We start from the raw sequence: 13183 nt of genomic DNA on the forward strand, positions 1-13183 counted from the left end.
GAACAGGTGCACAATAAAATGCAATCACCCTGCGTGGCTCGCTGTGGGCTAAATGAAGATGATTACTGTATGGGTTGTTATCGCCATATTGACGAAATAGTAGGATGGGGTAACGCCAGCGATGAGACCAAAGCGCGAGTGTGGACCAAACTTGAACAACGTAAGGGCGATATGCTTGATGGCGAAAATAGTGCTATTTTAAGCCGCGCTAAATGGTTGGAAGCCGAAGCAAGACTTAAAGCAACCGAAGACGGTTCAATTTAACGTAAAAAAGCCGCAATTAGCGGCTTTTTTCATCGTTAATCGACGGCTTTATGTGTCTTAACTTAAAGTGCGATTACTTTTTGTTGAGCATACTTTTTAGATCGGCGAAGGGATTGTACGTCGCAGTGTCCATCTTAACTTCGGTCGTGGCGCCGTACTGGATCAATTCTTCAAACTTTGAATGCTCATTGTCGTGACAATATAAACAGAGTAATTCCCAGTTGGTACCATCGGATGGGTTATTGTCGTGGTTATGATCACGATGATGCACTGTCAATTCGCGCAAGTTCGCATTGTTAAACTCACGAGTACAACGGCCACACACCCAAGGATAAAGCTTAAGTGCTTGCTCACGGTAACCCGTTTCACGCTTGGCTTTATAATCTCGTGCTTCGGCTAGTACTTTATCTAACTTACTTTGCCCTGGTGCTGCTGCCATGTTGGTATATCTCGTTTCGGTTTAATAATTCAATTAGGTTAATACTAACACTGAAATATATCAGCTGTAACTGAGTTCGATGATCAATCAGCCAAACTTTGCTGAAATAACAAAGGCTAGCCCATTACACTGTTAAATTGCGTATTGAAGCTAACCTTTTTCAATGTACTTACGACCCTAAAACTGCGCTAATTATTGAATTTGCATTCAGTCATATATCGGTTGCTAGACTTCACTGCCTAAATACTCAGAACTGGAAAGATGGAGATAATGCAGGTACTTCTCGTACTGCGTAACCACATCTGCCAATACTTGCTCCTGAGTAAAGCCCATCACATCGTAATGTTGTCCGCCGTGTTCTAAAAATACTTCAACCCGATAATACTCAGAGTCACCTTCTGCAACTTCGCTTTCAATCGGGTTGGTAATACTAAAGGCACGGATCCGCAATCCATAAACAAAGTCATCATGTTCCTCGTTAGCAATGACGAAGCGAATACGACTATCAAAGTTCTTTAACTCTGCCGCTACGCCCTTGCTATTAAAAGTCTCACAGACCTTATTTAATGCCGGTTTTGCCACTTCTTCCAAGAAACCTAACGCTTGAGCCTCACTAGGATGTGAGACAAGAACATCGATATGATCTTCCCAACTGACGTTAGTCTTGGTGAATTGCACGCTGGTATTATGGGATTGCACACTATTGATCTTTAACCAATCATCCTGCAATGCTTTAAACAGTCCAAAACACATCAGCAGCATCACAATTAGAAACGGCAATGCACTGGCTATCGCTGCTGTTTGTAAGGCTTGTAACCCGCCAGCTAACAACAGTACTGACGCCACTATACCTTGTAACATGGCCCAGAAAATCCGTTGCCATACGGGTGCATTGTGATCGCCACCCGAGGTTAAGTTATCAATCACCAACGAACCTGAATCTGATGAAGTGACGAAGAAGGTTATTACCAAACATAATGCGATTGTCGATAACAAGGTAGAAAATGGCATGTGCTCAAAAAACACAAATAGCGCTACAGATACATCTGATGAAACCGCATCAGATAAATAAGTTGCGCCTTGGTTCATTATGGCGTCAATGGCAGAGTTACCAAATACTGTCATCCATAAGAAGGTAAACGCCGATGGCACAAATAGCACACCGATTAGAAACTCACGGATAGTACGACCACGTGACACACGAGCAATAAAAGTCCCTACAAATGGTGACCATGAGATCCACCAGCCCCAATAAAGTAACGTCCAACCACCGAGCCAATCGTTCTTCTGCTCATAGGCATATAAGTTAAATGTCTTACCAACAATGTCGCTCAAGTAGCCGCCAGTGTTTTGTACAAAAGCTTGTAACAGTTCTACTGTTGGGCCAAATATCAATATGAAAACAAGTAATAGTATCGCCAAACCTAAGTTAAGTTCACTTAAGCGTTTCACCCCTTTATCAAGGCCGGAGAACACCGATACAGTGGCAATAAGCGAAATAACGATAATTAAGCCCACTTGGACGTAAGCATTTACAGGCACACCCAGTAGATAGTTAAGGCCTGAATTGACCTGCAGCACACCAAAACCAAGCGATGTTGCCACACCAAACATGGTACCCAATACCGCAAAGGTATCGACAGCATGGCCGATAGGACCAAAAATACGCTCACCAAATATTGGATAAAGTGCGCTTCTAGGCAGCAATGGTAGTTTATGACGATATGAGAAGTACGCTAAACTCAGCGCCACTACGGCGTATATAGCCCATGCGTGAATGCCCCAATGGAAGAACGTAATCTTCATGGCATCTTTTGCAGCTTGTATCGTCTGTGGATCGGCATCTGGCGGCGCAAGATAGTGCATCACCGGCTCTGCAACACCAAAAAACATCAAACCAATACCCATGCCCGCGGAGAACAACATGGCTATCCAGCTTTTATAGCTGTAATCAGGTTCAGAGTGATCAGGGCCAAGTTTAATATCGCCAAAACGTGACACCATCACGAAGATGACAAAAATTAAAAACACTGCGACGCCTAGGATATAAAGCCAGCCAGCTTTTAACTCAAACCAGGATTGTACAATTTTAAAGAAGTCTTGCGCTTGGTTCGGCCAAATAGCGGTGGTCAGAACCATTAAAGTGATCAGGAAAACAGAAGAGAAAAAAACAGGTGGATTAATACTCGATTTAATCGACATACAGTTACCGCAGTTAATGAAGCATACGCCTCTATTCTCGCTAGGCATGACAGGGCCTGGCAGAGGTTAGGAGCCTATAAGCTAATATAAGAATACACTGGCGGGCTTATCATTTTGTGCCTAAGCCCATGAGTTGTACTCACCAAAGACATGTAAATAAATCAATAGACTGAACGGATGGTTGTTCAGTGAATTTGATCCACTCGCATATTTAAAATCGTATTGAATAGCTCAACCTAGAGTCTGCCGTGTAAGGCCCGATCCAGCTATTTAATAGAATTTGGCTTAGGTTTGGGTTTAAATTTGGATTTTCAACACAAAATTCATTAATGCGGATACATTATTCATTGAGCCGAGGTTTTCGTCTATCGTCCAAATACAAAAAAAACAGCAAAATGCTGTTTTTTAGTTTAACAAGTAACCACTTAGTATCAATCTGTGGGGCTTGTCTCATTATTCATTCAATGCTGTCAGGCCTTGTCTGCTTTATCAACAAACAAAACTAGAAGTTCAAGTCTCTCTCCATCTCTTCATAGGAGATATGACGTACATCTTTACCTTTAACGTAATAGATGATGTATTCGCAAATATTCTGACAACGATCGCCAACACGCTCTACAGCACGAGCCGCCCAAAGCACATCAAGTACTTCTGGGATTGATCTAGGGTCGGCCATCATATAGGTCATCAACTGACGGATAATTCCTTCATACTCTTTGTCGAGCTTAGCATCTTCTTTATGCAGCTCTAGCGCCACATCAGCGTCCATACGCGCTAACGCATCCAGAGTGGCATGCAAAGTACGCGTCGCATGGCGGCCCATATTTTCAATGCTCACCAGCAAAGGCTGTTGATTTTTAGAGCGCTTGTCCAGCGCCGCTTTTGCTATCTTCACACACGCATCGCCAATACGTTCTAAATCGGTAATGGTTTTAGATATCGCCAATACTAGGCGTAAATCACTTGCCGCGGGTTGGCGCTTAGCAATGATGCGGGTGCACTCTTCGTCAATGGCGACTTCCATGCCATTCACTTTGTGGTCACCTTCAATTACTTTCTGAGCTAGCTCAGAGTCTAGTGCAGCTAAAGCATCAAGAGACTGCTCTAGCTGACGTTCAACAAGCCCGCCCATCGTCAATACACGATTACGAATATCATCCAGTTCAGCATTGAACTGACCAGAGATATGTTTATTTAAGTTCATGTTTTCCATTGTAATAAACCTCTATCAGTTCAAGTTAACCGTAACGACCGGTAATGTAATCTTCAGTCTTTTTCTTACGCGGTGTGGTAAATATGGTGTTAGTGTCAGCATATTCAACCAGCTCACCCATATACATAAAGGCGGTTTGATCTGACACACGTGCAGCCTGCTGCATATTATGTGTCACAATCACCACGGTATATTTAGATTTAAGCTCAGTGATCAGCTCTTCAATCGTCAACGTTGAGATGGGATCCAGTGCCGATGTGGGTTCATCAAGCAGCAAAACTTCTGGCTCAATCGCAATCGCACGTGCGATAACTAAACGCTGCTGCTGACCGCCAGAGAGTCCGAATGCATTGTCATGTAATCTGTCTTTTACTTCATCCCAAATCGCAGCGCCACGTAAAGAGCGCTCAGCCGCATCATCAAGATCACGACGATTTTTTACGCCTTGCAGGCGCAATCCATACACCACATTCTCGTAAATTGATTTAGGGAATGGGTTTGGACGTTGGAATACCATGCCGACATTACGACGCAGTGCGGCAACATCGACTTTTTTGTCATAGATATTCTGACCGTGCAGCAAAATTTCACCACTGATATGACAGTGATCAACTAAGTCATTCATGCGGTTAATACAGCGCAATAGGGTTGATTTACCGCAACCACTTGGGCCAATAAATGCCGTGACCTTTTTCTTAGGGATATGCATAGACACATCAAACAGTGCCTGCTTATCGCCATATTTAAGGTCGAGGTTACGGATCTCTAATGCCGTGTCTTCTTTACTCAAGTTTTCTAAGTCTAGCATTTCAGTCTTCATTACCGATTGATCTATTGAAATCATGTTATTTCCTATCACTTAGGATAATCGTCAATTAATGCTCAAGCGAACGATATTTTTCGCGTAAGTGGTTTCGTACACCAATGGCGGTTAAATTTAACCCCACGATCACCGAGACCAAAAGGAAGGAAGTAGCGTATACCAAGGGGCGCGCTGCTTCTACGTTAGGGCTTTGGAAACCGACATCATAGATGTGGAAACCTAAGTGCATGAACTTTCGTTCCAAATGCACAAATGGGAAATTAATGTCCACTGGCAGTGTTGGGGCAAGCTTTACCACGCCAACTAACATCAAGGGGGCAACCTCACCTGCAGCGCGGGCTACCGCTAAAATCAAGCCCGTCATAATCGCAGGGCTGGCCATTGGCACGATAATGCGCCACAAGGTTTCGGCTTTCGTCGCGCCCAGTGCCAAACTACCTTGGCGCACCGAGCTTGGAATACGGCTTAAGCCTTCCTCCGTCGATACTATCACCACTGGCAGGGTTAAAATGGCCAAAGTTAATGCCGACCAGAGAACACCTGGTGAGCCAAAAGTGGGTGCTGGTAGTGCTTCAGGGTAAAACAGTTGGTCAATTGAGCCACCAAACATGTAAACAAAGAAACCTAATCCAAACACACCATAAACGATTGATGGCACACCCGCTAAGTTAATCACCGCGATACGGATCATCTTAGTCACCGGCCCCTTCTTGGCGTATTCGTGCAGGTAAATAGCCGCTATCACCCCAAATGGTGTCACGATCACTGCCATCAACATCACCATAAACACGGTACCAAAAATAGCGGGGAATACACCACCCTCAGTATTCGCTTCACGTGGATCATCGCTGACAAACTTACCGATACCGATAAACCAATGCCCGACTTTGCCTAATATGCTGAGCCGGTTAGCGTAAGTAACATCTAAAATGGTATCAAGTTTAAGTGTCACCTCTTCGCCGCGCATGTCTCGAATGATGACAAAGTCACGACCCGCTTCAGTTTTAAGGGCAAAGAACTCTTTTTCAACAACTTGATATGCAGCATCTAACGTTAAACGCTGCGCTTCAATTTCAGCTTTTCGACTATCAGTCAGCGCATTATCCAACTCGTAGCGGCGTGACTCTAAGCGCAGATTCTCTAGCTCATAGTTTATCGTGCCGATATCGCCTTTTTGAATATCGAGCGCTTTGTCATTTAGCGCAACTGCACGTTCGATATGCTCTGCAAAAGCAGTTTCAATATTATCAGGCGTTAACCGCTGGCCATCTTCAATGATCCCCACTGGATAACCATAGAAGTCACCGTTTTTGCTACGTTCGATGACCGCGATATCATTCGGCTTAGTGCGCGAAATAATATTGGTCTCCATCACCCAGCGAAAATCTAAGTCAACAAACTCACGGTTACCGGTTTTGATCAGGTAGCGCGTAACAGTATCACCAACGTCTGCATCAAACGTATGGCCGGCAGACAACAAACGCTCAATAGGCACTTCTTCTCTATCGTATATCTCACCGATAATGCTGTAACGGTCACCGGTAGGATCTTGTATCTCCCACTGATAGATCTGAGCAGGCCAAAAGTAACTTAAACCACGCCATGCAATTAGCAATAGCAACCCAAGTACCGCGATTAAACAAACGCTCACGGCGCCACTGGTCATCCAAATCCAAGGAGAGCCAGATTTAAACCACTTACCCATTAGCTAAACCTCTTACGGCGATTGTCGACTTACTCTTTATGAAATTAGTATTTATCATTATCAAAACATCCATATAAATCTACAATTACAGTGAGCTATAGCGTTCACGTAGACGTTGTCTTACCACTTCTGCAATCGTGTTGAAGAAGAACGTAAAGATAAACAGTACAAAGGCGGCCAGGAACAGCACCCGGTAATGCGAACTACCAATGGCCGACTCAGGCATCTCAACAGCAATGTTGGCAGCCAGGGTTCTCATTCCCTCGAAGACACTCCATTCCATAATCGCGGTGTTACCCGTTGCCATTAATACAATCATGGTTTCGCCTACTGCACGTCCCAATCCCATCATTACCGCAGAGAAAATACCTGGGCTTGCCGTTAACAACACCACCCGCGTTAAGGTCTGCCACGTTGTTGCACCCAGTGCCAAACTACCGTTAGAGAGATGACGAGGAACAGAGAACACGGCATCTTCTGCAATAGAGAAGATAGTAGGAATAACCGCAAAGCCCATTGCAACACCCACCACTAACGCATTACGTTGGTCAAAGGTGATGCCGAGCTCATTGGTGATAAACATACGTGTATCACCACCAAAGAACGCAGATTCTAAACCTGGGCTAATCGCAAACGAGAACCAACCAACAAACAAAATCACCGGGATTAACATAATCTCTTGGTAAGTATCAGGTAGGCGCTGCTTCCACTTAGCGGGCAATTTATGCCAAGCAAATGCGGTAGACAATACCGAGGAGGGCAATAATATGAGCAGGGTTAAAATGCCGGGCAAATTATGTTCAATCAACGGTGCGAGCCAAAGGCCAGCAAGGAAACCCAGAATAACCGTCGGTAAAGCTTCCATAATTTCAATGGTTGGCTTAACAACCGCACGTACTTTGGGAGACATGAAATATGCCGTATATATCGCACCCGCAATGGCCAACGGAGTGGCAAATAGCATGGCATAAAATGCCGCTTTCATCGTACCAAACGCCAATGGCATAAGGCTTAACTTTGCTTCAAAGTCGTCAGAACCTGAAGTTGACTGCCACACATATTTAGGTTCTGGATAACCTTCATACCAAACCTTACTCCACATCGCACTCCACGATACTTCTGGATGGGTGTTGGATACGCTAAACAGGTTGAGTTTGCCGTCGGCTTCCACAACCAGCGCGTTAGAACGTGGGCTAAACCCGATTGTACCTGGGTTTTTAAGCTTAAATTTTTCAGAGAAAAGCTCACGCTGACTGGTGGTATAAAGCAGGCTTAAATTACCCTCGTCAGTAATGGTGACAAAACTCTTACGATAGAATTCTGACGCGACACTCTTGATCCCCGCTTTATTTTTAAAGTCACGAATTTCTTGATATTGACGCCCTTGTTCACCATTAACTTGAAAGTATTGCTGCACCAAACCACTGTCGTAACTGACAAGCAAAGAGCTGGCACCCGCTAACAAACTTACATTAGTCACTTTGGCTTTGGCACGTCCGAGTTCAAGTACTTGTCGTAAGCTCACATCTTCGGCATCACGAATATCATAAACAAACAGTTTGTTATCTGAGCTCAAAATTAATTGGCGGTGATCGGGAGTCATCAACCTCTGTTGTACGTTGACGGGAGCATCAGGAATAATGCCTGTGTACGTCACCCATTCAACCTCTTCGGTCATCATGTTCTCTTCGCCTTCTTGGCGAGAGATGCGCCATACTTTGTCATTGTCTTGATAAACAAAGCTCATTTTGTCACTGCTAACATCAAATACTAAATGGTTAAGTGCATGACCCTCAGTATCCACGGTCAGCGGCGCGTTTCCATTTAAGAAACGAAGATTAGGTGTGATGAGGCGCTTGTCATCAGGGTACGTAACCCCAAACTCCACCCCTGCAATAATCGCTTGGCCATTACTCAACCCTAATGCAAAGCGCTGCTCACTTGGCATGGCGACTGAACTACTCACAACATGAGAGCCAGCAGGCGTATTAATCTGCTCAGTCCGGATCAGTTGTGATGTTTGGGTATCAAAAAAGTCCACTTTACCTAGCTGTGATACGCGGTACATGATCTCATTCTGCTCATCACTACCGACCATTAACGCTGGTTGAGTATCATGGTATTTAGCACTTACAACCGGTGTGACCTCAGCGCTATCGAATAGCGGCTTAATCACATAAAGTAGATAAAAGAAGATCAGTAGCAAGGCCACAAATACCATGGTTCCACCAATGGTGACACCTATTTGGGCAGCTTTGTCCATGATTGCTCTGCGCGATGTACCATTGTTTATCAATAGGTTTTTTGCAGCAGGTCCAGGCTGAGATACCTGAGTTTCCATTAAGAACCTCGATTATTTAAAAGCCAGTAAAATAAACTGGGATTGTATCCACGACTATGCTAACTGTAGTGTTACCAAATAAGCACTACGCTGACATATTCTAATGCTGTGCATTATATTACGCAAAAATGACACTAGTGTTACAGTGGTTAACTTATTAATTAATGGAGCTATATCAATATGTTAAGGTATCTGGTTACGTTACAAGCGATGGACCGTGAAGGTTTAGTAGAACAAATAGCCCATGCAGTAAGCCGACACGGCGGTAATTGGTTAGATTCTGAGCTACGCCACATCGATGGCATATTTGCTGCAATCCTATTATTAGAGGTGCCTTCGGCACAGTGGGATGAACTCGTTGAAAGCTTAGAATGCTTAGAAGGTGTTGCGTTAACTTACGCAAAAACGAAGAAAGCCACCAATGAAGATATCCACCTCAGTTATTCACTAGTTGCCTATGACAGACCGGGTTTAGTCCACGAGATCTCAAATAAGATCAGTGCACTAGGGATCAATATTGAGCACATGAGTACTCGATATGAGAGTGCTAGCCACACAGGTATCGCCCTGTTTAGGGCTGAGTTTGATTTAGGCCTCAAAGATGCCAGCCATGAGGATAAATTAACAGAGGCACTGCACGCTATTGGAGACGATGTGGTGTTGGATAACGTGTCGACTTAGTGAGCATGACGTACATTCAAGCTTAAACGTCTGCTGACGTTATCGGTATCAGACAAGCATCAGCCTGCCATGTGCAGGCTTTTTTGAGCTAATCGCGATCACGCCGCTTGGTTTGGTACATATCTTTATCAGCAGTTGCGAGCAATGAGTCCATCGTGGTTCCTTGGTCAGGGTAGATTGCGACCCCCACACTACAACAAACCTCAATATTGTTACCATCGACAATGAATGCTTTATTAAATGCCTTGTCTAAAGTTGCAACGACTATCGAAACATCATTCTTATTCGCCATTTCTTCTAGCAAAATAACAAACTCATCCCCCCCTATTCTGGCGACGGTATCTGAGCCACGAATGCATTGTTTGAGCCGTATCGCGGTTTCTATCAAGACCTGATCTCCGAAAGTATGACCTTTGGTATCGTTAATCGTTTTGAATTTATCCAAATCAATATAAAGCAGCGCAAAATTCATTTTATGACGTTTAGACTGTGCAATTAAATGCTCCACACGGTCGAACAACAAGTAACGATTAGGGATTTTTGTGAGGTAATCATAATGTGCGAGGTATTGAAGTCGTTCGGCTTCTTTTATGCGACTGGTGATATCTCGATTGACCCCTAGCGCACCGACCATCTGCTCATTTGAATCATAAATAGGGACACACATAGACTCGATCCAGCCAATATCGCCATTTTTATGTAACATCCTGATTTCACCAGTCCATTGCCCCAATTCTCCCACCGCTGATATCACTTCTGATGTGATGTGATCGGTGTCCTCTGGGACATGGAGCATACTAACAGATTGACCAATAGCATCTTCTTTGGAGTAGCCATAGAGTGCTTCAGAACCTTTGTTCCAATCAGTAATGATGCCTTGTGAGTCAGTGACGACCACTGAATCAAACAGGTAATCGAAGGCCTTAGCGCGTGGTTTAAGTATGTGCGAGTTCATTATTTCGTCTACACCTTCAATTATGAAGCATAAAATGCCCTGCTAATGGGCGAATATTGAGCAACGAAAACAGTCCATTGTTTTTTGTCCTTATTGATTCGCTTTTTACGTGCCTATTGTTGCTTGTTAATTTTCAGCCAAAAAGCCTCTTGGCAATGATTTAAGAACGTCTTTCTTTGAGGACATATATGCGTATCGTCAGATTCGGAAATCACTTCATATGATATCCAACACTCTGCGCATATTTGTTCATTCTCTTCCAACATATCAGCTTCATTACAACATTTCATCACCACCCCATTGTTGAAATGAAATACTGATTCGATGCAATTAACGACGATACCTTGATCGGTATATGATTTATCAAATGATTCCGAGGCTTCTAATTTCACCCCGTTCAACTCACCTTTTGTAGCTGCAATGTAAGTGTGAAGATTATTCATTAATATATCCTTAAGTGCCTGATACTAAAAACGTTGTTTTAAGCAGATAAGCATTGCTGGCTCAAAAGTTGAGGGACGCATAAACACTCACTTTATTTGGTCCGTTTAAAATTGGTGTTTGTGCCCCCCCACTACAGTGACGAGTTCAATCTGGAATACCAAGCATGAATAAAGAGTGTTTGGCAGTAGAAAGATAAAATCCATCTCTACTTCCCAACCTAAATACTGACGAGAGCAGGCCTTATGTAAGTCTCTTATACTAGGTGTATCATCATGAACACTTCTGAACAATAACGCTTTGATTTCCTTATGAACAATACCTTACCAACTTAACAGGGCAAAGCAAGCGAACCGCTACCATAGATGCTGATAGTCGCACCAGCAGAGTGATTGCCCCGCTAGTGATACAAAGCCGCAATAATCTAACGACTGTACTGACTGATCGTGTAGAGCGTTAATTTTAATATTTGAGGCTATGGATTACTGCGACGAAGTTTTTACGCTGGGTTAGCAAGCGAAGCTTGAAGTACTCATAAGCCTTACATAGCCAATTAGGGAATGTTGATCTTTCACGGTTGTTTTTACCGCAGTTTATTGGCTATTTTGGCAAGGCGGCAGCGATATCGTTTAGTCATTCTCCACAAACAGCCGGCAACACAGTAAAAATAACCAAGAAGTGCGGCCCTTCGGATTCATTTCAATGCTTCTATTCTTTTACAACTAAAGTGCGTTACAAGCTTCTTACTTAGCCGGCTAAGCAAGAAGCTCAAGCCTTGTACTAAAGCCATGATTCTTTACGACAAAGAGTCGAACAAAAACTAAGCTCGAAAGATCAACAGCCCCTAGTACTTCTGATGAGAATAACTACACTCTATACTGCGCGATCTGCTGTTGCATCGACTCCGCTAGGATAGCTAACTCCCGGGTGGCCACATTGCTCTGCTCCGCTCCAGCTGCAGTCTGATCTGAGATATCGCTGATATTGATGATGTTTTTATTTATCTCTTCGGTTACCGAACTCTGCTGTTCGGAAGCCGTTGCAATCTGCGCATTCAGAGAGTTAATCTGTTCGATACTGACTATAATTTGCTGCAGTGCATCGCCGGCTTGCTGCGATTTATCGACACTCAACTTCGCTTGCTCAGTCCCACGCTCCATCATCACCGTAGAATCACGAGCACCTTGCTGTAAACGCTGGATCATCTTTTGGATCTCTTCCGTGGAGTCCTGCGTCCGTTTGGCTAAATTACGCACCTCATCGGCCACCACCGCGAAACCTCGTCCCTGCTCACCGGCACGGGCGGCCTCGATAGCGGCATTGAGTGCTAACAGGTTGGTTTGCTGGGAGATCCCCTGAATAACATCGACCACAGAGCCAATTTCATCTGAATGTTGCGACAGGAGCTTCATCGCCTCGGTTGCATCGTCCATCTCTGTAGATAGGGTTTCAATCACCTTAATGCTCTCATCAACAATCGCTTGACCATTACTGGCTGCGGTGTTCGCCTCTTCCGAGGTCATTGCAGCGGCTGCTGCGCTTTGAGCCACCTCACGCACTGTTGCGGAAAACTGATGAATGGCAGTTGCGATTAGCTGGGTCTGTTGCTGTTGATCGACCACATTACGTTGAGTCTGAGTCGATACCACGGAGTTTTCTTCGGCCGAACTTGCCAATCTAGACGTCGAATCATGGGTATTTTGTACCGCATGTTGAAATCTGGATGTAATCTGATTCACGTACGCTGCAATATGTGAAAATTCATCATCGCCACCCAGATTGATACGTTTGGTCAGATCCCCATTAGCAATATCGTTAGCGGTATTTTCAAGCTGCGTTACCGCCTGGCTAACGCGTCTAATAATAAGAGTAGAACTGATACTGATCACCAGCATACTGATACTGGAAAACATCGCGACTAATAAGATGTAGAAAGCCATATTGTCCTTAGACAGTTCAAAACTTTCTTTCCCTTCGGCTACCTGTAGTTCCAAAAATGACTGCGCTTCTGTATTAATATTCTTAAACAGTGGGTTAATTTGAGTCAGTAAGATGTGATTCGACTCTTCATAATTGCCGCGTCTTAATGCCTCGAGAGCGGGCTCAAATCCCGAAATGG

11 protein-coding genes are annotated in these 13183 nt (G+C 44.1%); 2 read left to right on the forward strand and 9 right to left on the reverse strand.

The window, feature by feature from the left end; all coding sequences use genetic code 11:
- The first annotated feature begins 18 nt into the window (after nt 1-18).
- Nucleotides 19-264 carry a DUF1289 domain-containing protein gene (locus CXF82_RS06535; RefSeq protein ID WP_102043886.1) on the forward strand — a complete coding sequence of 82 codons (246 nt, stop codon included), beginning with the start codon at nt 19-21 and terminating at the stop codon, nt 262-264.
- Nucleotides 265-337: 73 nt separating this feature from the next.
- Here CXF82_RS06535 and CXF82_RS06540 read toward each other — a convergent pair whose 3' ends face one another.
- The 6 genes from CXF82_RS06540 to CXF82_RS06565 all read right to left on the reverse strand — a co-directional run bounded on the left by CXF82_RS06540 (nt 338) and on the right by CXF82_RS06565 (nt 8987).
- On the reverse strand, nt 338-703 hold the full coding sequence (locus CXF82_RS06540; protein WP_101093288.1) for a YajD family HNH nuclease: 366 nt from the start codon (nt 701-703) through the stop codon (nt 338-340).
- Nucleotides 704-928: 225 nt separating this feature from the next.
- A complete protein-coding gene (locus tag CXF82_RS06545; RefSeq protein WP_101093290.1) occupies nt 929-2905 on the reverse strand; it encodes a BCCT family transporter in 1977 nt (658 codons plus the stop codon).
- A gap of 502 nt (nt 2906-3407) precedes the next feature.
- Nucleotides 3408-4118, reverse strand: coding sequence for a phosphate signaling complex protein PhoU (gene phoU, locus CXF82_RS06550; RefSeq protein WP_101093292.1), 711 nt, complete (start codon nt 4116-4118; stop codon nt 3408-3410).
- 25 nt (nt 4119-4143) lie between these two features.
- Nucleotides 4144-4962 carry a phosphate ABC transporter ATP-binding protein PstB gene (pstB, locus tag CXF82_RS06555; protein ID WP_101093294.1) on the reverse strand — a complete coding sequence of 273 codons (819 nt, stop codon included), beginning with the start codon at nt 4960-4962 and terminating at the stop codon, nt 4144-4146.
- A 31-nt stretch (nt 4963-4993) separates the two neighbouring features.
- Nucleotides 4994-6646 carry a phosphate ABC transporter permease PstA gene (gene pstA, locus CXF82_RS06560; protein ID WP_101093295.1) on the reverse strand — a complete coding sequence of 551 codons (1653 nt, stop codon included), beginning with the start codon at nt 6644-6646 and terminating at the stop codon, nt 4994-4996.
- 85 nt (nt 6647-6731) lie between these two features.
- Nucleotides 6732-8987 (reverse strand): ABC transporter permease subunit, encoded by a 2256-nt coding sequence (locus CXF82_RS06565; protein ID WP_101093298.1) that lies wholly within the window; start codon nt 8985-8987, stop codon nt 6732-6734.
- 180 nt (nt 8988-9167) lie between these two features.
- Here CXF82_RS06565 and CXF82_RS06570 point away from each other — a divergent pair, with 180 nt between their 5' ends.
- The gene (locus CXF82_RS06570; RefSeq protein ID WP_102038944.1) at nt 9168-9668 is read left to right on the forward strand and encodes a glycine cleavage system transcriptional repressor; all 501 of its coding nucleotides are present in this window, start codon (nt 9168-9170) and stop codon (nt 9666-9668) included.
- An 88-nt stretch (nt 9669-9756) separates the two neighbouring features.
- On the opposite strand, the gene CXF82_RS06575 is transcribed toward CXF82_RS06570, so the two are convergent.
- The 3 genes from CXF82_RS06575 to CXF82_RS06585 form a co-directional block, all read right to left on the reverse strand.
- Nucleotides 9757-10623, reverse strand: a complete 867-nt coding sequence (locus tag CXF82_RS06575; protein ID WP_101093302.1) for a sensor domain-containing diguanylate cyclase — start codon at nt 10621-10623, stop codon at nt 9757-9759.
- A 113-nt stretch (nt 10624-10736) separates the two neighbouring features.
- Nucleotides 10737-11066, reverse strand: a complete 330-nt coding sequence (locus CXF82_RS06580) for a hypothetical protein (protein WP_102043884.1) — start codon at nt 11064-11066, stop codon at nt 10737-10739.
- Between the two features lie 864 nt (nt 11067-11930).
- A partial coding sequence (locus CXF82_RS06585; protein ID WP_102043885.1) for a methyl-accepting chemotaxis protein occupies nt 11931-13183 on the reverse strand: 1253 nt, incomplete at its 5' end.

The organism is Shewanella sp. GutDb-MelDb (assembly GCF_002836075.1).
Lineage (GTDB): Bacteria > Pseudomonadota > Gammaproteobacteria > Enterobacterales > Shewanellaceae > Shewanella.

Excerpts from the sequence above, each read along its gene's own strand:
- CXF82_RS06580 (WP_102043884.1), bottom strand. The coding sequence starts at position 11,066 with ATGAATAATCTTCACACTTACATTGCAGCTACAAAAGGTGAGTTGAAC.
- CXF82_RS06575 (WP_101093302.1), bottom strand. The coding sequence starts at position 10,623 with ATGAACTCGCACATACTTAAACCACGCGCTAAGGCCTTCGATTACCTG.
- CXF82_RS06570 (WP_102038944.1), top strand. The coding sequence starts at position 9,168 with ATGTTAAGGTATCTGGTTACGTTACAAGCGATGGACCGTGAAGGTTTA.
- phoU (WP_101093292.1), bottom strand. The coding sequence starts at position 4,118 with ATGGAAAACATGAACTTAAATAAACATATCTCTGGTCAGTTCAATGCT.
- CXF82_RS06565 (WP_101093298.1), bottom strand. The coding sequence starts at position 8,987 with ATGGAAACTCAGGTATCTCAGCCTGGACCTGCTGCAAAAAACCTATTG.
- CXF82_RS06535 (WP_102043886.1), top strand. The coding sequence starts at position 19 with ATGCAATCACCCTGCGTGGCTCGCTGTGGGCTAAATGAAGATGATTAC.
- pstA (WP_101093295.1), bottom strand. The coding sequence starts at position 6,646 with ATGGGTAAGTGGTTTAAATCTGGCTCTCCTTGGATTTGGATGACCAGT.
- pstB (WP_101093294.1), bottom strand. The coding sequence starts at position 4,962 with ATGATTTCAATAGATCAATCGGTAATGAAGACTGAAATGCTAGACTTA.
- CXF82_RS06540 (WP_101093288.1), bottom strand. The coding sequence starts at position 703 with ATGGCAGCAGCACCAGGGCAAAGTAAGTTAGATAAAGTACTAGCCGAA.
- CXF82_RS06545 (WP_101093290.1), bottom strand. The coding sequence starts at position 2,905 with ATGTCGATTAAATCGAGTATTAATCCACCTGTTTTTTTCTCTTCTGTT.